This window comes from Micromonospora sp. NPDC050795 (genome assembly GCF_044456785.1).
Lineage (GTDB): Bacteria > Actinomycetota > Actinomycetes > Mycobacteriales > Micromonosporaceae > Micromonospora.
This window is the reverse complement of the sequence record NZ_JBITGE010000048.1, coordinates 20,021-41,084: the sequence shown is the minus strand read 5'-3', so window position 1 is coordinate 41,084 and position 21,064 is coordinate 20,021. Positions and strand designations below refer to the sequence as shown.

The window sequence follows — 21,064 nt, the reverse complement described above, 5'->3', positions numbered from 1 at the left end:
CGAAAAGAGCCGAAGGCAAACGCCACAACGCCGCACTCATCTGCCTCGCCCGACGCCGCTGCGACGTCCTCTACGCCATGCTCCGCGACAAGATCGCCTACCAACCACGCCCAGCCACGCCGATCTCCGCTTGACGAAACCCATAGGGACACCCCCCCCCGCGCCCCCGCCACCCCGCTCGCCCCGCCGGCGTCGATCATGGAGTTATGGTGGCCGTTTCAGCCGCCTTCGCTGTTTACGTCACCACAACTCCATGATCGACGCGGCGCCGGGTGCCCTGGGCTGCTGGAAGCGGAAGATCATGCTCGATCATCGAAGTAGTGGCCTCGATCTCGACGGAGGCCACTGGATCCTGGATCTAGCACGATCTTGTTTGCTGGCCGCCTTGTTTGCTGGCCGCGGGTGGGCTCGGGGTGGTGGCTCGGCGGGTGGTGCGTTCGATGACCGAGCGCGGATGGCAGACTGATGGGGTGAGTGAAACCGAACTGGTCCGCCTGAAGCCCCGCCGCATTCGGGTGGTCTGCTGGTCGGCTGCGGCCGCTCTGGTGGTGGTGTTCGGTCTGGTCGCCACGTCGTTGAGTGGCCCGACCGGCGATGGTTACGGCAGCTTCCAGCGCGGCGACCAGATCGCCATGATCGGCCTGGGCATCTTCGGTGCGCTGGGCTTCCTGCTGTTCACCCGTCCCCGGGTGGAGGCCGACGCCCGGAGCATTCGGGTCCGTAACGTCATCAGCTCCTACGAGCTGCCCTGGGAGGTCGTCCGGGGCGTCCGCTTCGACCGGGGCGCGCCGTGGGCCAGCCTGGAGCTGCACGACGACGACCTGCTGCCGATGGTCGCGCTGCAGGCCGCCGACAAGGAGCTGGCCGTCGACGGGGTCCGCGCGCTGCGCCGGCTGCACGAGGCCCACCAGGTCCGCCTCGCCGAACGCGCCGTCGGCCGTTGACACCCCGGCGACACCGCCCACTGCGGTTGGCGGCCTAACCGCCCACTGCGGTTGGCGCCTAACGGTCCATGCCGGTTCGCGGCCCAACCGCCCCTCTGTCGGTTCCCGGCTGGAACCGCCCGTCGTCGACCTCGCGTCGCCGCCCAGCGGCCAGGCCTGCCGCGCACCCTCGCCAAGATCTGGACAACTTCCCTGAAACTGCTGCCTCCCGGCACCCTGAGGCAGCAGTTTCAGGGAAACTACTCGGATCTTGAAGCGGCGCCAGGCGCGCCAGGGCGGCTCAGGCGCGTCAGGGCGGCTCAGGCGCGTCAGGGCGGTCCAGGCGCGCCAAGGGCGGCCCAGGGCGGGGACGGGGCGGCGTCAAGCGCGCCAGCGGCGGCGCGGCGCAATGGTGGGCCACGGTCGTGTCTGGCCGCAGGTCGTGCCCGGTTTGGGGGTCGCCGGGGCACCGGTGTAGTGTTGTCGAGTCGACCAGGCTGTCTCCGCGTGCGAGCAGGCAGCCTTGAAAGTGGAGCGCCTGCTCCCACCCGAGTCGCCGCTACGGTGGCCGGGTCCGGTCACCGGTTCCGGGCATGTCCCGGGTGCCGGATGCGCGATCCTTGTGATCGTGCTGACCGGTCGAGCGGGCCCTGGCATGCGCCGGGGCCTTCTGCTTTTCGGGTCGGTTCCCTCCCGGGAGCCGCAGGGGTCGGCGACAGAGCAGAAACGACTCGAGGAGGCCCCATCAGCGTCGAACCACGCGTGAACGAGCAGATCCGGGCACGTGAGGTCCGACTGGTCGGCCCAGAGGGTGAGCAGGTGGGCATCGTCCCGCTGGAGCGCGCTCTTCAGCTGGCCGCGGACGTCGATCTGGACCTGGTCGAGGTTGCGCCGATGGCGCGCCCGCCGGTGTGCAAGCTCATGGACTTCGGCAAGTTCAAGTACGAGAGCGCACTCAAGGCGCGCGAAGCGCGGCGTAATCAGCAGCAGACCGTCATCAAGGAAATGAAGCTTCGGCCGAAGATCGACCCGCACGACTACGAGACCAAGAAGGGTCACGTGGTGCGGTTCCTCAAGGCGGGCGACAAGGTCAAGGTGACGATCATGTTCCGCGGTCGCGAGCAGAGCCGCCCGGAGCTGGGTTACCGGCTCCTGCGCCGGCTCGAATCCGAGATCACGGAACTGGGATACGTCGAGGCCGCTCCGAAGCAGGACGGCCGAAACATGATCATGGTTCTCGCCCCGCATCGGGCCGTCAAGGCCTCCGCGGTCGCCGCTACGGCGTCTCGCGGCGGACCTCGGGACCGGGCAGCGGACGAGTCCGCCACTCCGGAAGCCGATGGGACCGCGGCGGTCAGCGAGACCGCAGCAGCCGGTGACACCGGCCTCGCCGCCGACACCAGCGGCGAGTAACAGGGGAGAAGACGTTCCACATGCCGAAGATGAAGAGCCACACGGGTATGGGTAAGCGGGTCAAGGTGACCGGCAAGGGCAAGATCGTTGCCCAGCAGGCCGGCCTTCGCCACAACCTGGAGAAGAAGCCCTCCACCCAGACCCGCCGGCTGACCGGCACGGTCGTGCTGGCCAAGGCCGACGTCAAGCGCATCAAGAAGCTGCTCGGCCGCTGACGCGCGCCACCTTACGTAATTAGGAGTTGAGATGGCACGCGTCAAGCGGGCTGTAAACGCCCAGAAGAAGCGTCGTACCCTGCTGGAGTCCGCGAGTGGTTACCGCGGTCAGCGCTCCCGCCTGTACCGCAAGGCCAAGGAGCAGGTGCTGCACTCGATGCAGTACGCCTACCGGGACCGTCGCGACCGCAAGGGCGACTTCCGGCAGCTGTGGATTCAGCGGATCAACGCGGGCGCCCGGGCCAACGGGATGACCTACAACCGTCTGATCCAGGGCCTGCGTCTGGCCGGCATCGAGGTCGACCGCAAGATCCTGGCCGACATGGCTGTCAACGACGCCGCCTCGTTCGCGGCGATCGTCGAGCTGGCCCGGGCTGCGGTCACGGCCGAGGGCACCGGCGGCGCGGCGGCTCAGGCCGCCTGATCCCCACGCACCAGAGCGAGGCGTCTCCCGTGTCGGCACCGCCGTTCGGGGGGCGCCTCAATCGTGCCGGAGGAGCGCACACCATGGCTTTCACCCCGCGTACCCCAAGGGTTGTCGCCGCCCGCCGCCTTCAACGCCGCCGCGACCGCGACGCCACCGGCCGTTTCCTGGCCGAGGGCCCGCAGGCGGTCCGCGAGGCCCTCGCGCGGCCGGAGGTGGTCACCGAACTGTTCGGTACGACCACCGCGCTCGACCGGTACCCGGAGTTGGCCGCCACGGCGGCCCGCGCCGACGTGCCGGTCTCCGAGGTGACCGACGACGCCCTCGCGGCGCTGACCGAGACCGTCGCCCCACAGGGGCTGGTGGCCGTCTGCCGGCACCTGGACGTCTCACTGGAACAGGCCCTCGCGGGTGCGCCCCGGCTGGTGGCGGTGCTCGCCGAGATCCGTGATCCGGGCAACGCCGGCACGGTGCTGCGCACCGCCGACGCGGCCGGAGCGGGTGCGGTGATCTTCGCCGGGGACGCCGTCGACCCGTACAACGGCAAGTGTGTGCGGGCCTCGGCCGGCAGCCTCTTCCACGTCGACGTGGTGCGCGCCCCCGATCCGGTCGCGGTGGTCGGCGCGCTGCGCGCCGCCGGGCTGTCGATCTTCGCCACCACCGGGTACGGCGACAACGACCTGGACGACCTGACCGACTACGGTCGGCTCGTCGGGCCCACCGCCTGGCTGTTCGGGTCTGAGGCGCACGGGCTGCCCGAGGAGTTGACCACCGCCGCCGACACCACGGTGCGGGTGCCGCTGTACGGGCGCGCGGAGAGCCTCAACCTGGCTGCCGCCGCAGCGGTCTGCCTGTACGCTTCAGCCAGAGCACAGCGCTGAGGGTGAACGCCTGCGGCGCGCTGACAGCAGGGGAGAGCGTCCGTCCATGAACGCGACACGGCGTTCGTTTAGCCAGCCCGCCGGTGTCGGCGGGCGGCGGGCCTGACCTGCTCCCTGCGCAACTCCTACCGGCGGGCTGCGGCGCAGCCGCGCGTCCGTAGACTCGCTTCGCCGCCCCGACGAGGGCAGGCGCCGCCGTGAGGGAGTGCCCGTACGCCATGAGCTACCGCAACGATCCGTACGACCCGAAGCAGGTCGCCCTGCTCGACCCCGCCGCCCTGGATGAGGCTGTCGCGGACGCCACGAAGGCGTTCACGGCGGCGGCCGACCCGGACGCGCTCACCGCGCTGCGCCCGGTGCACCTCGGTGACCGGTCCCCGGTCTCCCTCGCGCGCCGGGAGATCGGCGCGTTGCCGCCGGCCGCGAAGTCGGACGCGGGCAAGCGGGTGAACGAGGCCCGCCGGGCGATCGAGACCGCCTACGCCGACCGCGCCGAGGTGTTGGAGCGCGAGCAGGCCGAGCGGGTGCTGGTCGAGGAACGGGTGGACGTCACAGTGCCCTACGACAGGCGTCCGCGTGGCGCCCGGCACCCGTTGAGCACCCTGATGGAGTCGATCAGCGACCTCTTCGTCGGGATGGGCTACGAGGTGGCCGAGGGGCCCGAGGTCGACCTGGAGTGGGTCAACTTCGACGCGTTGAACATCCCCGCGGACCACCCGGCGCGCGGGTTGATGGACACGTTCCACATCGCATCCCCTGATGGCTCCGCGGGCTCCGGCCTGGTGCTGCGTACGCACACCTCGACGGTGCAGACCCGCACGATGCTCAGCCGCAAGCCGCCGATCTACGTGATCGTGCCGGGTCGCGTCTACCGCACGGACGAGATCGACGCCACCCACAGCCCGGTGTTCCACCAGGCCGAGGGCCTGGTGGTCGACAAGGGCATCACGATGGCCCACCTGCGGGGCACGCTGGACCACTTCGCCCGGGCGATGTTCGGCCCGGAGGCGAAGACCCGGTGGCGGCCGCACTACTTCCCGTTCACGGAGCCGTCGGCGGAGTTCGACGTGTGGTTCCCGGAGCACCGTGACGGCCCGCAGTGGGTGGAGTGGGGTGGCTGCGGCATGGTCAACCCGCGGGTGCTGCGCGCCTGCGGCGTCGACCCGGAGGTCTACTCCGGATTCGCCTTCGGCATGGGCATCGACCGGACCCTGATGGTCCGGCACGGGGTCAGCGACATCCGCCATCTCTTCGAGGGCGACGTGCGGTTCAGCCGCGCGCTCGGGACCGGGGCGTAGGCGATGCGGGTACGAGACACGGGAACGGTGGTCTGAAGTCATGCGAGTTTCTGTCAGTTGGCTGCGGGAGTACGTCGACCTCCCCGCCGACCTGCCCACCGGTGACCTGGAGCAGGCCCTGGTCGACCTCGGTATCGAGGTCGAGTCCGTGGTGGACCTGCGCGAGAGCGTCACCGGGCAGCTCGTCGTCGGCGAGGTGCGCGAGATCGAGGAGCTGACCGGCTTCAAGAAGCCGATCCGGTTCTGCCGGGTGGACGTGGGTGCCGCCAACGGCACCGGCGAGCCGCAGGAGATCGTCTGCGGGGCGCGTAACTTCGCCGTCGGTGACCGGGTGGTGGTGATCCTGCCCGGTGGTGTGCTGCCCGGCGGGTTCGCGATCGGCGCCCGTAAGACGTACGGGCACAACTCGGCCGGCATGATCTGCTCCGCCAAGGAGCTGGGCCTGGGCGACGACCACTCGGGCATCATCGTGCTGCCGCCGGACGGCGCGGCCAAGCCGGGCGACGACGCGAGGCCCGTCGTCGGCCTCGACGACGTCGTGTTCGAGCTGGAGATCACCCCGGATCGGGGGTACGCGCTGAGCCTGCGTGGCCTGGCCCGGGAGCTGTCGCACGCGTTCGACGTGCCGCTGCGTGATCCCGCCCTGGTGCCCGCCCCGGCGGGCACCGAGGCGCCGGCGTACCCGGTGGAGGTGCGCGACACGGTCGGCTGCGACCGGTTCACCGCCCGCCTGGTGCGGGGCGTCGACCCGGGCGCGCCCACGCCGTCGTGGATGGCCCAGCGGCTCGTCACGGCCGGCATCCGCAGCATCTCGCTGCCGGTCGACATCACCAACTACGTGATGTTGGAGCTGGGCCAGCCGATGCACGCCTTCGACGCCGACCGGATCGCCGGGCCGCTGGTGGTCCGTCGCGCCGAGGCGGGGGAGAAGCTGACCACCTTGGACGGGGTCAGCCGGGTGCTCACCGCCGACGACATGGTCATCTGCGATGACACCGGGCCGATCTCCCTCGCCGCCGTGATGGGCGGTGAGACCAGCGAGGTCGTCACCGGGGTCACCACCACGGTGCTCTTCGAGGCGGCGCACTGGGACCCGGCGATGGTCGGGCGCACCGCCCGTCGGCACAAGCTGTTCAGCGAGGCCGCGAAGCGCTGGGAGCGGGGCGTCGACCCGGCCGTGCCGCTGGTCGCGCTGGAGCGTGCCGTGCGGCTGCTCACCGAGCATGGCGGTGGCACCCCGAGCGTGGAGATCCTGGACATCGACCACGTCCGGCCGCGTACCCCGATCAGTCTTCCGGCGGACCTGCCGACCCGGCGGGTCGGTGTCGAGTACCCGCCGGCGCGGGTGGTCGCCCTGCTGGAGCAGGTGGGCTGCACTGTCGCGCAGGGCGCGGACCGGTTGTCCGAGGACCCGGGCGCGGTCGGCGTGGCCAGCGGCGTCGGGGCGGTGCTGAGCGTCACCCCGCCGACCTGGCGGCCCGACCTGACCGATCCGGCCGACCTGGTCGAGGAGGTGGTCCGCCTCGACGGGTACGACCGGGTGCCGTCGGTGCTGCCGACCGCGCCCCCGGGGCGCGGTCTGACCCCGCGGCAGCGTCGCCGACGGGCGGTCGCCGGGTCGCTGGCCGAGCGGGGGTACGTGGAGGTGCTCGCGCACCCGTTCGTGTCGCCGGAGCTGGCCGACCAGCTCGGCCTGCCGGCCGACGACCCGCGTCGGCCCGCGGTGCGGCTGGCCAACCCGCTGTCCGAGGAGGAGCCGCTGCTGCGCACCACGCTGCTCGGCCCGCTGCTCGGCATCCTCAAGCGCAACCTCGGGCGGGGTCACCGCGACCTCGCCCTCTACGAGATCGGTGCGGTCTTCCACCCGCGCGTCGGCGCCGGCAGCCCGCCGGCGATGGGCGTGGACCGTCGCCCCACCGACGAGGAGTTCGCAGCCGCCGACGCGGTGGTGCCGGCGCAACCGGTGCACGTCGCGGTGGTGCTCTCCGGTGACCTGGACCCGGCCGGCTGGTGGGGTGCGGGTCGACCGGCCGGCTGGGCGGACGCGATCGAGGCGGCCCGTGACGTGCTGGCCGCCGCCGGGATCCCCGACGAGCGGGTCGAGGTGCGTGCCGCCGAGTACGCCCCGTGGCACCCGGGTCGCTGCGCCGAGCTGCGGGTCGACGGCTCGGTCGTCGGACACGCCGGGGAGTTGCACCCGGTGGTGGTGGCGGCGCTGGAGCTGCCCCGCCGCACCAGCGCGATGGAGCTGAACCTCGACGCGCTGCCGCCGACCCCGGTGACGCCGGCGCCGACGGTGTCCGGCTTCCCACCGGCGTTGATCGACGTGGCTCTGGTGGTGGACGAGTCGGTGCCGGCGGAGCAGGTGCGCCGGGCGCTGGAGGCGGGCGCCGGTGAGCTGCTGGAGGACGTGCGGCTGTTCGACGTGTACTCCGGCGCGCAGCTCGGTGCCGGCCGACGGTCGCTGGCGTACAAGCTGACCTTCCGGGCACCGGACCGGACGCTCACCGTCGAGGAGGCGGTCGCGGCACGGGACGCGGCGGTCGCCGTCGCGGCGGAGCGCCTCGGCGCCACCCTTCGCGGCGCCTGACGCGATTCACGACGGCCCCGGTACCCGGCAGCGGGTAGCGGGGCCGTCGTCGTGTCGCCGCTGGCTCCGCCGTGTCGGGCTTCCGACAGGCCGCGGCGGCCTTCGCCGTCGCCGACGGCGTCGCCTGGCAGGTCGCGGTGGCTGGGCACCAGGCATCCGTCGCCGATGGCATGTGTCGACGTCGATGCGAGACGGCGTTCAGGTGGCCGGCCGGGGGCCCGGCGTCGACGTTGCCGACCGTCTCACGAGCCTTTCCGAGGTCGACACGAATCGGTAGCCTTGCCTGGCGAAGGGGTGAGCGCCGATGCCTGTCGCGGGCCTTCAGGTCAAGGAGCAGCGCATGATCGAGGCAATTGTCGCCGGGGCGCTCGTCAAAATCGCCGAGGGGTCCGGGGCGGCTCTCGTCGACATGATCCGGCGGCGGTTCGTCCGCGGGGACGAGCCGGCGGGGATGCTCGAATCCCTGGACCGGGTCACGCGGGGCGACGCCTCGGCGGACGACGTGGCTCAGCTTCGTGCGCTTCTGGCCCGTCTCGCGGCCGAGGATCCGGAGTTTCTGCGGGAGCTCCGGCAGGGGGCGACGCCGGCTGGCAGCACGAACGTGGTGGCCTCCAGCAACGTGGGCAAGCTGGTGCAGGCCCAGCGCGTCGGCGACATCACGATGTAGCCGGAAGGTGACCGACATGGAGCCCGCCTCCGGAAGCTCGTCGCACAACGTGGCCGAGGGCCTGTTGGCGCACCAGGTCCTCCAGGTGGGCACCTCCGGCGCGATCTACGTCGAACAGCCGCGCACAGCCGCGCGCGTGCCCGAGCCACCGCACATGCTCCCGGGTGGAATCGGTCGGATCGTCGGCAGGCACCACCTGCTGCACGAGATGGACGAGGCGACGACGACGCCGGGCTCGCGCTGCTGCATGCTCTGGGGGTTGGCCGGCTCGGGAAAGACCACCCTCGCGGTCGCCTGGGCCAACTCGCGCATCGCCGAATATCCCGACGGGCAGTTCTTCGTCGACATGCGTGCGTACTCCGGCACACCGCGCATCGAGGCCCGGGACGCCCTGCGTAGCTTCCTGGCCACGCTGGGGATCAACCGGTCCGACCTTCCTGACGACGAGGCGGAGTGGGGCGGCGTCTTCCGCGCCGTCACCGCCGGCCGGCGGTGCCTCGTCATCGTGGACAACGTCGGTTCCTACGAGCAGGTTCGGGACCTGGTGCCGGGCTTCGGGTCGGTGTTGGTGGTGACCAGCCGCCGGGCGATCCCCGAGATGAGCGTTCGTCACGACGCCCGGGTCATCAAACTTCCGTTGCTGAGCCTCGACGAGGGGGTGGAGCTCATCGCCGAACGTGTGGGGTTCGTCCGCGTCGAACGGGAGCAGGCCGCCGCCCGGCGCATCGTGCAGCTTCTGGAGGGGCATCCGTTGGCGCTGGCGATCGTCTCGGCGAAGCTCGCCATCCAGACCACGTGGATGATCGACGACGCGGCGAGGGGAATCGAGGAGGAGCAGAGCCCACTCCGCTTCCTCGACGACGCCGGTCTGGGCATCGAGGTCGGACGCGTCATCTCCTGGTCACTGGACGACCTCGACGCGGCGACGGCGAAGGTCCTCTACGTCGCGTCCATGCTGCCCAGCAACGAATGCTCGGTCGCGGTGCTGTGCCTCGTCCTCGACCAGCCCAGGCGGGTGTGTGACCGCAGTCTTCAAGCCCTGTGCCTGGCATCCCTGATCGACGAGATCAGCCCTGGCCGTTACCGCTTCCACGACCTGATGAAGGCCTATCTCGCGGAGACGCTCGGGCAGGTGCTGGACCCCGCCGAGCGGGAGCTGACCGCGCGCCGCATCCGCACCGTGTACCTGGCGTTGAGCTACGCCGCCGATCGCGCCATCGATCCGCACCGGGACTCCCTGCCGGTGGACCAGGAACTGCTGGCGGTCGCCGGATCGGTCAGCCTCACCGTGGCGCAGGCCCTCTCCTGGTTCGAGTCGGTCACCGCGTCCATGACCTACCTCATCGAGGAGGCCCGGGCCGACGGCGACTTCGCCTTCATCACCCGGTTCGCGCGGGCGGTCAACACGTTCCTCTACTGGCGACAGGACGTCACGAGAACGCTGGCCGTCCAGCGGGAGGCTGTCGCCGCTGCGGCCGCCGGTGACCCGGCGATGGAGGCGCTGTCCCGACGCGCACTGGGACGGGCCCTCGCGGACATCGGCCAGCTTGAGCCGGCGAAGGAGCAGTTGCGCGCCTCCATCGCGCTGGACGCGGCGTCGGGCGACGATTCGGGTCGGGCGTCGTCACATCACGCCATGGCCGAGCTCTGCCTCCGGTCGGGTGACCACCGGGAGGCGCTCCGCTGGGGGTTGCGCGCGGCCCGGGAATCGAGGAGCGGCAACAACGTCGTCCGCGAGGCCCGGGGTCTGTACGACGCGGCGCGAGCCCTGAACGAGACGGGCCACCATTCGTGGGCCCGGGGGCTCGGCCTGCGCAGCCTCGCCATGTGCGAGGAGCGCGGCAACGACTACGGCCGCGCTCTGGCCCTGCGTCTGCTCGGCGCGACCGGCCTGCGGTTGGGCGACGTCGAAGAGGGATGCACCTGGTTGGAGCGGGCCTGGCGGGTGGAGGAGTCCCTCGGCAACTTCCGTTCCGTTCGGACGATCCTGGGCCAGCTCGAGCAGGCGTACGGTCAGTGCGGAAACGCGAGCGCCGTGGAAGAGGTCCAACGGGCACTGGCCCGCCTGGAGCACTACCCGGACCTCACCCAGTCGACATTGGTGGTCGGGAGTCCGGCGATATGAGTCCTCGGTACGCGCCGCTCGTCCCGGCTGACGAGCTGGCCAGCCCTGCGTCCTATCGGCAACTTCGTCGGGAGCGGGAAGCCACGAGGTTCCGCCGCGAGATCGAAGCGCTGGTCGACAGAGCCTGCCGGGCGGAGGCGGACGGCCCGCTCCTGCGGAACACCTTCACGACGCTGAGCGGGAACCTCGCGGCCGAGGGTGCCCTCAGCTTCGCCGGGCTCGTCCCACCCGAGCGTTTCGACAGCGCGCGGCGGGTGTACGACTCGGCGATCGACACCAGGGGCAGCCGTGGCTCGCTGCACAACTACCTGAACGTCGTCGACGCGGGCTCCCTGGTCGAGCACCCCGACTTTCGGGAGGCGTTCTCCCATCCGCTGCTGGTCGCGCTCGTCGCGCACGCCCTCGGCGGGCCCGTGAAGATCATCGACTTGCGGGCCAAGGACACGCAGCCACTCGACGTCGTGGCGCGGGACAACACCCTGCACATCGACAACAGCCCCTTCATGGACGAGTTCAAGGTCATCGTCACCTGGACGACGGGCACCGGTCGAGGGCCCTCGGGGCAGGGGCTCACCTACCTGCCCCGCACGAATCGGCTCCTGCGGCAGTGCTACGTGGACGACGACGGCACCGTGTGGAGCGACGAGGACAGCTGCATCTTCCCCTCGCAGGCCCGGGTGGACGAGGCGCTCGCCGCCCAGGCCCGTTTCTTCGACGACGGCCTCCCCCGGGTCGTCCACCTTGAGGACATCCCGGTGCCGTGTCACACGATCTTCGCCGCGAGTCGGCTGGTCCATCACCGGTACCGTACGTCCGCCGGCGGGCCACGCAGCGCGATCATGGCGGCGTTCCACCGGACCGACGAGGGCACCGGCTTCCTCGGCGCCAATGACCTTCCGGGGTCGGCGCTCGACCGGTTCCTGTTGGCGACCGGGGACGGGCGTTCTTTCCTGGACCTTCTCGCCGACGAGATGCCGCGGGTCGTCGCGGCGCTCGCGGCCGCCGCGTCCCGGCCCGGTCTCGTCGTCGACCCGGACCGGCATCTCCTGCGCGACGAGGGTTTCCGTGCCTGGTACGAGCGGCAGAGCGGGGGCGTCTCCCTCGACCGACTGCGCCGCGCCACGCTGGCCTCGGCCCTCGACGACGACACGCCCATCGTGCAGCGCCTCGTCCTGCGCATGCAGTACGACCTGCAGGGCGCCCTCAACATGCCGCTCTACACCGACCTGCGGGAGGAGGTGCGCAAGCGGGCGCGGATCGTGATCCGGGAGATGACGCCGGAGCACATCCGGGACATCGTCACGCGGCACGACCTCGGTGCGGTCCTGCGCGCGGAGTCCGCGGCGGCGCGCCGGCCGGTCAGCGAACTCGCCGATGAGCTGCACGGCGCGCTGGTAGCTCTGCGGCAGCTCCTGCCGACGGCGGTCGCGTCCCGGCCCGCCGGCCCGGTCTGGGGTTCGACCGACGGAAACGCGGCCGCGCTGTCCCTGCGACGCTTCATCGTCGATCTGTGCGTCGCGGCCGCTGACATCGCCGACGACGCCTCCCTGGCCACCGGGTGTGTGTTCGGTGCCCTCGGCTCCGTGCTGGCCGACGACCTTTTCGACCTGGGCGCTCCGGGCCGCGAGATCACCGGAGAGCTGTTCGGGATGTACCTCCGGTTGGCGGCCCCCTCGCTGGGCGAACGATGCCCGGCACATCCGGAGAAGGAGAAGCTGGACACCTATCTCGAATCCGTGAACGAGGAGAGGCAGACCGCCAAGCTGGCGTCCGAGGTCTGGTTCCAGGCCGCTTCCGCCGAGGTGACCGCGCGCAACGACGATTTCGTTCGCACGCTGCTGCGGCGTGTGTTGCCGCCGGGGCGACCCTCGCCGGAGTCCGGCGATCTCGGCGCGCTGCTGGCGGATCCCGCCGCGCTCAGCGCGTACTACTGGGAGCGGGTCGTGGCCGGGAAGGCGGTGGCGGTGCGCTTCGGCGCTGCCGATCTCGGCACCCTCGACGGCTACTTCGGGCTGACGGCCGGCCGGAGCCTGCCGGACGCGGTCGCTCGGCTACACGAGGAGACCACCCCGGGCTCACCGGCCGCGCACCTGCTCCGCGGCATCGAGCGGCTCGCGTCACGACGGGGCCAGTCTCACGCCGAGGCGTGCCGGGATGTCATGAGCCATCTGTCGACGCACTGGCCGGACCTTGCCCGACGGTGTCGGGGCGGCCCGGACGCCGCACCGCTGCCGGCCGAGCGCATCCTCTCGACGCTTGACGACGCGATCGGCGTCGCGGGCGAGGAGGGCCGCCGCTCGCGCCGATCGTCGCCGGACGTCCCCGCGCAGGGGGCGGGGTCGGCCGAGGTGTTGTTGACGACCGCCGAAGCGCGGGAGCTGGCCCGCGTGTACATGCTCGCCCGGCTCTGTTTCAGCGCTGAGGAGTTCCGGATCGCGCAGCTACTGGCCGCTGATCCGCGGGTCCGGTACGCCGTCCTCGCCACCCACCTGTACCTGGTCTCCGAGGTGTCGCGGTCGGCGGAGGAACTGGTCGAGAGCTGGGGCACGGCGAAGGTCCTGCTGCCCTTCACCGAGGCGTTCGTCAACGTCTCGGGCTACTCGTCGTCCGTCGCCGATCTCGCGCCGAATCCGAAACTGATCACGGTCATCAGCAACAACCTGTTGCCGGCCGTGGCCGGCGAGTTGCTGAGGCGGGACGCCGCCGTCGACGAGGTGGATGCAGACATTCTGGCCGCAGGTGTCCAGGCAGCCGTACAACAAGGCGTCTTCGACGTCACCATCGGCCTGTTCAACCAGGCCGACCGGCGGGACGCGGTGTCCCTGTCCGGCCTCAGCCGGCGGGTCTGTCCGGCGGTCCGGCCTTTCGGGGCGTTCTGTCGGCGTTGGCTGCCGTACTTCTTCGACCGTCATCCCAACGCCTCGAAGCGAGCGGGTACGCCGGGGGCGAACTGCTGGGCCTGATGGCGGGCAGCCGGAGTTTGACCTGTCGCCGCGACCGGACACAGCCAGGCCGGGCACCGTACCGGCCGCTCACCGCCGAGGAGATGGTCGGGGTACGGACGCGGCGTTTACTTCCGCGGCTGAGCGCCTCGGCGTCACCGGTGCGACGCCTGACGGCTTCGACGGGTCTCCTCATACGGGACGCGGGAGGAGACCCTCAGTCGTCGCTAGATTCCAGGTTGCCGAGCTTCCGTAGGCTCGACAGATCGCGGACGGTGATCCGGCGGTAATCGGTGTCGACCAGGCCGTCTGTCCGTAGCTCCCGTAGCGCCTTCTGAATCGCGGTCTCGGAGGCGCCGCAGATGGTCGCCAGGTCGGGCTGTGTTAGTCGGACGTCGATGATGATGCCGTCGGACCCTTGTCGTCCATGGGTCCGGCAAAGTTCCGCGATCACTCGGGCAACACGCAGTTTCACCGGGTACGACGTGAAGTCGATCCGCCGTCGATTGGACCACCGCAGCCGGTCGGACACCATCGCGGCGAGTTCGAGGGCGGCGTCTGGGTGTTCCTTCAGGAACTGCTTGAACCGGTCCGGCTGGATCACGCTGTACCTTGCGGGCCCGCAGGTCGTGACGGTCGCGGAGCGGGGTGCGTTGTTCAGTGCTGACATCTCGCCGACGAGATCACCGCCCACCCGGAGGGACAGCAGAGCGGACCGGCCGTCCGGCAGGGAAGCTGTCACCTTTGTCAGGCCCTCTTCGAGGAGTACCAGGTGTGATTCCCGTATGCCCTCGTGGATCACAATTTGCCCGGCGGGAACCTGACGACGAACGCCCAGGCCCAGTAGCGTCATCCTGACTGGCGGTGCGAGCCGTTGCAGGAACGTGCCGTAGGGCCACTCGCCGGCGGACATTTCGCGTGGTCGTCGCATCTGCGGCCTCAGCCTCCTCCACGGACAGCCGCCGAAGCGTAGCCGTTCCTGTGCGCAGCGCGATGCCCCTGTGGCAGCGACGATTTCGACCAGCAGGCGGACGGCAATCAACACCAGCACAGCCATCGGTGACCATTCGAGGGCCAGCAGCAGCTCAAACAGGTTCGTCCTCATGGGACAAGGAGACCGTGCGGGTCTCTGCCTGACTCCCGAACAGAACGGGATGACCGTTTCTCGACAGCCCGAGACGATGCCGTACTTCTACGGGATCCCGATCGGTCCCCGGCGGTTCGATGGTTCCTGCGGTGCTCGCTTGTTGGGCGAGCCGGGTGACGAAGGGCGGGAGTTTGATGCAACATCCCGAGCGACGACTGTTGATCTCTGTGGATATGGAACGGTACAGCCGACGAAGCAACCTGCAGCAATATGACGCGCAACGGCATTTCCGCGAGCTGCTGCACGAAGCCGCTCGCACTGTCGGCTTGGACCGGGTGGCCTGGACTGCTCAGCAGGCGGGTGACGGCGAGCTGGCGATCGTGCCCCGCGAAGTGTCCGAGTCTCATGTCATCGGTAGGTTCGTGCCGGAGCTGAACCGGCGGCTGCGCAGCCACAACAGCAGCCGCCTCCCCGTTGCTCGAATCCGACTTCGGGTGGCCGTACATCAGGGTTTGGTGCACCTGGACGGTGCGAACGGCTTCCCCGGCAACGCCGTCGTTTTCGTCTGTCGCCTGTGCGAGGCCGATCCCGTCAAGAAGGCCCTGGCAGCCTTTCCCGAGGCCGGGGTGGCTCTCGTTGTGTCGACAGAGATCTTCCGGGACGTGGTCAGCGAGTATCCGGAAGAGATGCGACCCGAGCGTTTCTTGCGGATCGAGGTGGCCCATCCGGACAAGGAGTTCCGCGAGTACGCCTGGCTCTGTGTGGTGGACGAGGATCTCCGCGGTGTCTCGGTCCCGGGCGTCGTGCCCCCCGACCGGGAAGGCTCCGCCCAGGCTGTCGAGGAGGCGGCGGACATTGGCGAGGCGGAGGCAGCGAACAGGGCGGCGCGTCACGGTGGAATTCGTACCGGCGATATTCGCGTCAAGGGGCAGAACGCGATCGGCCACGGTGCGACGGCGATCGGCTCGCTTGGTGGCGACGCGAACTTCGGCACGGGGCGAGGCAATCCCCGATGACCGGTCGGCACCCCACTGCCTCCGCTGGGACGGAGTGGGATCTGGAACACCTTCCGCGCAACGTGTTGGAGGCACCGGCCGTCAATCAAGCGAGTGGTGACGACGACGATGTTGTGCTGGGCGGATCAACAGCTACAGGTACCGGTGATGGCAAGGACGAGCCGGGCCCGGCAGAGGGACTGCCCGAGGTGCCACCGGAGGAGGAGGTAGACGAACCTGAGGACCTCCTTGACCCTGCCGACGTGCTGCGCGGGCTCGCTGGCCTACTGGGTGGGTCGAGCATCGACGTCGGCGATGTTCGGGTTCAGGGGCAGAACGCTACCGGTCATGGCGCCGTCGCGATCGGGACGGTCAACGTCACCGCCGCGCGATCCGACGGCGCTGGGCGCATCTGGTTCGAAACCCTGGTCGAGGCCAAGGTCCGCGACATCGCCAGCGGGTACGCGAACACGCCCAGTGATCACCGACTCGACCACCATCTTCAGCTCCACGACCTGGTCTGCCTCTCCGGTCCGGTCGGGAGCGGACTGATCACTTCGGCCACCTTGGCAGTGGCTCGGAAACACGGCTTTGGCCGGGTCCGTGTGCTCGGTGTCGAGCAGTTGTCCGATCTGCTCGGCGCTGAGACGCCTTTACCCGCCGGTCACGGCTACGTGCTCCGGCTGAGCGAGGTCGCACTCCGCGAGGTCGACGGGTTCACACTCGTGGCGCTCGCTGCCAGGGCTGCGACATCAGGCACGACACTGGTCCTGGCGGGGGATTTCTCCCGACGGAGACACGACCTCGTCGGCCACGTTGTGGAACATCGTGCAGCCCCGGCAGCTGAGGTATTCCGGGCGCAACTTCGCCATCATCTCGCCGGGCGGTGTGTCGGCTGGTGTGTGGACACGTGCGACGGGCATTGCCTGAAGCAGTACGTGGATGTGGACTGCGCCGAACATCCACTGCTGTCGGTTTACCTGGCCGGAGAGCCCTCACCCAGCGAAGTCCTGAAGGTCGTCGAGACGATCGCTCGGACCGCTCCCAGGGCTGGCGCCCTGACGGAACGGCTGGAGCAGTTTCTGCCGCTTCAACTGCGAGAGCGAGCCGTCGAGATCCTCGACCTGCGACGCGGCGGCGATGAGATCGATGGATTCACGGCCGAGGACGTGCGAGCGTTCCGCCTGTCCTGCGCCGTGCTCGCCGGACAGCCCGTGGCCGAGATACACCAGGCAGCTCAACGTCTGGCCCGATCGCAGTTTCAGGAAGTGGCGTCGATCGGTGTACCCCTGCGTCCGTCGGCAATCGAGGCGCTGTTGGGGTCGACACTGAGCCAGGCCGTCACCCGGCTGAGCGACGTACGCGTGCCGGGTGGATGCCGGATCGATTTTCCGGCGGGGACGAAGCCGCTCAGATCGGCGTTGCTGGACGTCGCGTGGGCTGAATGGTGGTCTCCGGCGGAGCTCCTCGACTGGCTGGCGGACCTGATTCGGGGAGACCTCCCGGCGGTCCGACAGGCCGCCGCCGGGGCCATCGGCTGGTCAGCGACCCGGGACGTGCAAGCGGCCCTCGACACGGTCGGAGTATTGGCCCGGGAACGGCGTGCCGGCGTTCGGCAGGCCGCGGCCATCGTGCTGGTCGCCATGGCCATGCAGCCGACGTTGCACCATCGGGTCCGAACCGAACTCGGTAGGTGGACTGCCGGCCCGGCAGCTCATCTACGCGACACCGTGGCGCGGGCGTACAGCCTCGGGCTGGCCCAACTCTGGCCGGATGCGGCGTTGGTGCAGTTGCGCCAGGTGGCGCATGCGCGGATGCAGCGGTGGAACAACTCCGTCGTCCGAGGGCTGGTCGAGGTGTACCGCAATGATCACGCGGCGAGCGTTGTCACGGCGCTGGTGGGTTGGACCGCGTGCGGCGATCCCGAGGTGCAACTCCACGCCGCGCGGACTCTGCGGGTGCTCGCGGACCGTTGGACGGAACCGCCCAGAGAACATTGGCCGGAGCTGCTGTACCTGGTCGATCAGGGGACGATCCGTCTGGCCGACCTGGCCGTGCTCTGGGCCGCCGCCCTCAGCCTGCCGTGGACGGCATACCGCTCGTGGCGGTCCCTCGGATTCTGGCTGGACCGGGCTGATCGGCAGACGGTCGTCGCCGGCCATTGCCTTCAACTCGTGCGTCACGTGATCGCTGGACAGCCTGCACTGCGTCATCGCCTGAACCATCAGCTCCACCACGTATGGCGTCCCGTGATGCCCCACAACAGCCTGCTCGACGACGTACAACGCCTGATCGATGAGGAGACGAGATGATCATGAATCCGCCTGGTGGTCCCGGCACCAGACCACCCGTACCCACACAGGTGGACCGTCGTCGTTGGTGGCATGTGCTCTTTCCGCCAGCTGAGCTTCCCCTACCTCCACCCCCACCACCGCCAGTCGTCTCCACCACGGCGACGTTCCGTCAGGACGTCCCGGGGCCGATCCTGGTGCCCGCCAAGGGCGACGCGTTCGATTTCCGGCTGCACGTCGTTTACAACTGGACCGCGCAGAACATGGCGTATGAGGAGCTTCGACTCCGCGCCGACCGCTACCTGGGGTGGGCTGCCGGAATTGTCCGGGAGCGGGCAGTGGATCTGGCACGTGAACACGAACCTCACCGCTCGCACGATCTTGAGCGCGCGCTGAACGGCCGTCTCGGTGGCCACCGCTGGCCGCGCGAGGGATTGGTGCCGTACTTCAGTGTGCTCATTCGCGTCAGCCCGGACGAGCGAGTACGGGAACGCCTCCGGCCGTACTGGGAGGATCGGATCAGGCTTGAGTGTGATCATGAGTTGCAGAAGATCAGGGCGACCCAGGCGGACGAGCTGACTCGTCGCTGGTGTGCGGTGCTGCAGAATCTTGAGGACGATCCGGTGACCTCGCATGCGGCGCGGTTGACTGGTGAGCAGTTCGCCGAGGTGTTCCGCCGGTACGTGGAGGAACGTCGTGAGGCCGTTCCCGACCTCATCAAACTGCTCCGTGAAGCGGTGCGTGGACATGGTGATCTCGGTATGGGACCGAGCGAATACACGGAGGCCTGGGATGCGGCCCTGAGGACGTACGAGCGTCATCACGGGTTGTCCGAGCGGGTGAACTGACACGCGGTGTCCTCTGCCGGGATCGTCTGGCAGAGGACACCCAGGGCACCGTACCGGCGTGATTCATCTGTTCATTACCATGCACTACACTGCATGAACTTGCACTCGTGAGTCGTCCTTGTTAATCTTCGCTGCATAGTCATGCGGAGGTGAGTATGGGGATCCGAGTCGCGGTCGCCGGTGCGAGCGGGTACGCCGGGGGCGAGCTGCTGCGCCTGATCGCCGGGCACCCGGAGTTCGACCTGGTCGCCGCCACCGCGCACAGCCAGGCCGGGCACCGCGTCGACGTGGTGCACCCGCAGCTCACCGGGCTCGACCTGGTGCTCGGCGAGACCGATCCGGTGATCCTGGCCGATGCGGACCTGGTGTTCCTGGCCCTGCCGCACGGTCAGTCGGCGGCTCTCGCGGCCCAACTCCCGGCCGAGGTGCGGATCGTCGACCTGGGTGCCGACCACCGGCTGGCCGACCCGTACGCCTGGGCGCAGTACTACGGCGGCACGCACGCCGGGCAGTGGACCTACGGCCTGCCCGAGTTGCCCGGTCAGCGGGAGCTGATCGCCGGCTCCACCCGGGTGGCGAACACCGGTTGCTACGCCGCCGCGATCACCCTGGCGCTCGCGCCGCTGATCGCCGACGGCGCGGCCAACCCCGACGACGTGGTGGTGGTCGCCGCCTCCGGCACCTCCGGCGCCGGCCGGGCGGCCAAGGCGCACCTGTTGGCCAGCGAGGTGATGGGCGACCTGTCGCCCTACCGGGTGGGCACCCACCAGCACGTCCCGGAGATCAAGCAGGCCACCGGCGCGACCGGGCTGTCGTTCACCCCGGTTCTGGCGCCGACGCCGCGCGGCATCCTGGCCACCGTCACCGCGGTGCCGGCGCGCGGCGTCGACCCGCAGGAGGTGCTGGCCCGGGCGTACGCGGACGCGCCGTTCGTGCACGTGCTGCCGGAGGGCCGCTGGCCGCACACGGCCGCGACCCTCGGCTCCAACTCGTGTCACCTGCAGGCCACCGTCGACGTCGACTCGGGCCGCCTGATCGTGCTCAGCGCGTTGGACAACCTGGGCAAGGGCGCGGCCGGTCAGGCCGTGCAGAACGCCAACCTGATGCTCGGCCTGCCGGAGACGACGGGCCTGTCGATCTGGGGGGTCACCCCTTGAGTGTCACCGCCCCTCGGGGGTTCCGGGCGGCCGGTGTGGCCGCCGGCCTCAAGGCCAGCGGCGGCGCGGACGTGGCCCTGGTGGTCAACGACGGCCCGGACGCCGGTGTGGCCGGTGTCTTCACCACCAACCGGGTCAGGGCCGCGCCGGTGCTCTGGACCCAGCAGGTCGTGCAGGGTGGTGTGGTCCGCGCCGTGGTGCTCAACTCCGGTGGCGCCAACGCCTGCACCGGTCCGGCCGGCTTCCAGGACACCCACGCCACCGCCGAGCACACCGCCGCCGCGCTGACCTCGGCCAGTCCCCGGTTGATCCTCGGCGCCGGTGATGTGGCGGTCTGCTCGACCGGGCTCATCGGTGAGCGGCTGCCGATGCCGAAGCTGCTGCCGGGCGTCCGCTCGGCGATCCGTCGGCTGTCCCGCGACGGTGGCCCGGCCGCCGCCGAGGCGATCATGACCACGGACACCCGGCCGAAGACCACTGTGACCCGGGGGAGCGGCTGGACGGTCGGCGGCATGGCCAAGGGCGCGGGGATGCTCGCGCCCGGGATGGCCACCATGCTCTGCGTGTTGACCACCGACGCGGTGGCCGGTCCGGCGACGCTGGACGAGGCGTTGCGGGCGGCCACCCGGGTCAGCTTCGACCGGGTCGACTCCGACGGCTGCATGTCCACGAACGACACGGTGTTGCTGCTGGCCAGCGGCGCGAGCGGCATCGAGCCGACGCCGGCCGAGCTGGCCGCGGCCGTCACCGCGGCCTGTCACGACCTGGCCCAGCAGTTGGTGGCCGACGCCGAGGGCGCCACCAAGCAGATCGCCATCGACGTGGTCGGCGCGGCGGACGAGGACGAGGCGGTCGAGGTGGGCCGTGCGGTGGCCCGTAACAACCTGGTCAAGACGGCGCTGTTCGGCAACGACCCCAACTGGGGTCGGATCCTCGCCGCCGTCGGCACCACCGCTGCCGCGTTCGAGCCGGACGAGGTGGACGTGGCGGTCAACGGGGTGTGGGTGTGCCGGGGCGGCGCCGCCGCCGAGGACCGCTCGACGGTCGACCTGACCGGGCGGGACGTGACCATCCGGATCGACCTGCACGCGGGTACGTCGGCCGCCACGATCTGGACAAACGATCTGTCCCACGCGTACGTGCACGAGAACTCGGCGTACTCCACATGAGCGCGAGGAACGCAGCGCAGCGGAGTCCCGTAGTCGCGA

16 protein-coding genes and 1 pseudogene are annotated in these 21,064 nt (G+C 70.1%); 16 read left to right on the top strand and 1 reads right to left on the bottom strand.

Annotation, left to right across the window (positions count from 1 at the left end; all coding sequences use genetic code 11):
- The 11 genes and pseudogenes from ACIBEF_RS29570 to ACIBEF_RS29520 all read left to right on the top strand — a co-directional run.
- A pseudogene (locus ACIBEF_RS29570) lies at positions 1 to 134 on the top strand (IS110 family transposase); the annotation flags it as partial.
- 336 nt (positions 135 to 470) lie between these two features.
- Positions 471 to 944, top strand: a complete 474-nt coding sequence (locus ACIBEF_RS29565; protein ID WP_238686768.1) for a PH domain-containing protein — start codon at positions 471 to 473, stop codon at positions 942 to 944.
- A gap of 741 nt (positions 945 to 1,685) precedes the next feature.
- Positions 1,686 to 2,336 carry a translation initiation factor IF-3 gene (infC, locus tag ACIBEF_RS29560; RefSeq protein ID WP_355500056.1) on the top strand — a complete coding sequence of 217 codons (651 nt, stop codon included), beginning with the start codon at positions 1,686 to 1,688 and terminating at the stop codon, positions 2,334 to 2,336.
- A gap of 20 nt (positions 2,337 to 2,356) precedes the next feature.
- On the top strand, positions 2,357 to 2,551 hold the full coding sequence (gene rpmI, locus ACIBEF_RS29555) for a 50S ribosomal protein L35 (protein WP_007458415.1): 195 nt from the start codon (positions 2,357 to 2,359) through the stop codon (positions 2,549 to 2,551).
- Positions 2,552 to 2,582: 31 nt separating this feature from the next.
- Positions 2,583 to 2,975 carry a 50S ribosomal protein L20 gene (rplT, locus tag ACIBEF_RS29550; protein ID WP_030488429.1) on the top strand — a complete coding sequence of 131 codons (393 nt, stop codon included), beginning with the start codon at positions 2,583 to 2,585 and terminating at the stop codon, positions 2,973 to 2,975.
- Positions 2,976 to 3,058: 83 nt separating this feature from the next.
- Positions 3,059 to 3,856: an RNA methyltransferase gene (locus ACIBEF_RS29545; protein ID WP_357201342.1), complete on the top strand. Its 798-nt coding sequence runs from the start codon at positions 3,059 to 3,061 to the stop codon at positions 3,854 to 3,856.
- Positions 3,857 to 4,074: 218 nt separating this feature from the next.
- Positions 4,075 to 5,154, top strand: coding sequence for a phenylalanine--tRNA ligase subunit alpha (gene pheS, locus ACIBEF_RS29540; RefSeq protein ID WP_396796587.1), 1,080 nt, complete (start codon positions 4,075 to 4,077; stop codon positions 5,152 to 5,154).
- Positions 5,155 to 5,194: 40 nt separating this feature from the next.
- Positions 5,195 to 7,744: a phenylalanine--tRNA ligase subunit beta gene (gene pheT, locus ACIBEF_RS29535; RefSeq protein WP_396796585.1), complete on the top strand. Its 2,550-nt coding sequence runs from the start codon at positions 5,195 to 5,197 to the stop codon at positions 7,742 to 7,744.
- A 340-nt stretch (positions 7,745 to 8,084) separates the two neighbouring features.
- Entirely contained in the window at positions 8,085 to 8,411 is a 327-nt protein-coding gene (locus ACIBEF_RS29530; RefSeq protein WP_396796583.1) for a hypothetical protein, read from the top strand.
- Positions 8,412 to 8,427: 16 nt separating this feature from the next.
- The gene (locus ACIBEF_RS29525) at positions 8,428 to 10,536 is read left to right on the top strand and encodes an NB-ARC domain-containing protein (protein WP_396796582.1); all 2,109 of its coding nucleotides are present in this window, start codon (positions 8,428 to 8,430) and stop codon (positions 10,534 to 10,536) included.
- Entirely contained in the window at positions 10,533 to 13,499 is a 2,967-nt protein-coding gene (locus tag ACIBEF_RS29520; protein WP_396796580.1) for a hypothetical protein, read from the top strand. Before ACIBEF_RS29525 ends, ACIBEF_RS29520 begins: the two co-directional genes overlap by 4 nt.
- 196 nt (positions 13,500 to 13,695) lie before the next feature.
- Here ACIBEF_RS29520 and ACIBEF_RS29515 read toward each other — a convergent pair whose 3' ends face one another.
- Positions 13,696 to 14,583 carry a Crp/Fnr family transcriptional regulator gene (locus ACIBEF_RS29515; RefSeq protein WP_396796579.1) on the bottom strand — a complete coding sequence of 296 codons (888 nt, stop codon included), beginning with the start codon at positions 14,581 to 14,583 and terminating at the stop codon, positions 13,696 to 13,698.
- Positions 14,584 to 14,759: 176 nt separating this feature from the next.
- On the opposite strand from ACIBEF_RS29515, the gene ACIBEF_RS29510 reads away from it, so the two are divergent.
- From ACIBEF_RS29510 to argJ, 5 genes are all read left to right on the top strand, one after another.
- Positions 14,760 to 15,581: a hypothetical protein gene (locus tag ACIBEF_RS29510; protein WP_396796577.1), complete on the top strand. Its 822-nt coding sequence runs from the start codon at positions 14,760 to 14,762 to the stop codon at positions 15,579 to 15,581.
- A gap of 62 nt (positions 15,582 to 15,643) precedes the next feature.
- Positions 15,644 to 17,872, top strand: coding sequence for a hypothetical protein (locus tag ACIBEF_RS29505; protein WP_396796576.1), 2,229 nt, complete (start codon positions 15,644 to 15,646; stop codon positions 17,870 to 17,872).
- Positions 17,869 to 18,699: a hypothetical protein gene (locus tag ACIBEF_RS29500; protein WP_396796574.1), complete on the top strand. Its 831-nt coding sequence runs from the start codon at positions 17,869 to 17,871 to the stop codon at positions 18,697 to 18,699. The genes ACIBEF_RS29505 and ACIBEF_RS29500 overlap by 4 nt, the downstream gene beginning before the upstream one ends.
- A 155-nt stretch (positions 18,700 to 18,854) precedes the next feature.
- Entirely contained in the window at positions 18,855 to 19,856 is a 1,002-nt protein-coding gene (gene argC / locus ACIBEF_RS29495) for an N-acetyl-gamma-glutamyl-phosphate reductase (protein WP_396796572.1), read from the top strand.
- Positions 19,853 to 21,025: a bifunctional glutamate N-acetyltransferase/amino-acid acetyltransferase ArgJ gene (gene argJ / locus ACIBEF_RS29490; protein ID WP_396796571.1), complete on the top strand. Its 1,173-nt coding sequence runs from the start codon at positions 19,853 to 19,855 to the stop codon at positions 21,023 to 21,025. The genes argC and argJ overlap by 4 nt, the downstream gene beginning before the upstream one ends.
- Positions 21,026 to 21,064: the final 39 nt, after the last annotated feature.

Coding starts and splice junctions, on each gene's coding strand:
- ACIBEF_RS29530 (WP_396796583.1), top strand. CDS start 8,085: ATGATCGAGGCAATTGTCGCCGGGGCGCTCGTCAAAATCGCCGAGGGG.
- ACIBEF_RS29545 (WP_357201342.1), top strand. CDS start 3,059: ATGGCTTTCACCCCGCGTACCCCAAGGGTTGTCGCCGCCCGCCGCCTT.
- ACIBEF_RS29510 (WP_396796577.1), top strand. CDS start 14,760: ATGCAACATCCCGAGCGACGACTGTTGATCTCTGTGGATATGGAACGG.
- ACIBEF_RS29525 (WP_396796582.1), top strand. CDS start 8,428: ATGGAGCCCGCCTCCGGAAGCTCGTCGCACAACGTGGCCGAGGGCCTG.
- pheT (WP_396796585.1), top strand. CDS start 5,195: ATGCGAGTTTCTGTCAGTTGGCTGCGGGAGTACGTCGACCTCCCCGCC.
- rpmI (WP_007458415.1), top strand. CDS start 2,357: ATGCCGAAGATGAAGAGCCACACGGGTATGGGTAAGCGGGTCAAGGTG.
- ACIBEF_RS29500 (WP_396796574.1), top strand. CDS start 17,869: ATGATCATGAATCCGCCTGGTGGTCCCGGCACCAGACCACCCGTACCC.
- argC (WP_396796572.1), top strand. CDS start 18,855: ATGGGGATCCGAGTCGCGGTCGCCGGTGCGAGCGGGTACGCCGGGGGC.
- ACIBEF_RS29515 (WP_396796579.1), bottom strand. CDS start 14,583: ATGAGGACGAACCTGTTTGAGCTGCTGCTGGCCCTCGAATGGTCACCG.
- pheS (WP_396796587.1), top strand. CDS start 4,075: ATGAGCTACCGCAACGATCCGTACGACCCGAAGCAGGTCGCCCTGCTC.
- ACIBEF_RS29520 (WP_396796580.1), top strand. CDS start 10,533: ATGAGTCCTCGGTACGCGCCGCTCGTCCCGGCTGACGAGCTGGCCAGC.
- rplT (WP_030488429.1), top strand. CDS start 2,583: ATGGCACGCGTCAAGCGGGCTGTAAACGCCCAGAAGAAGCGTCGTACC.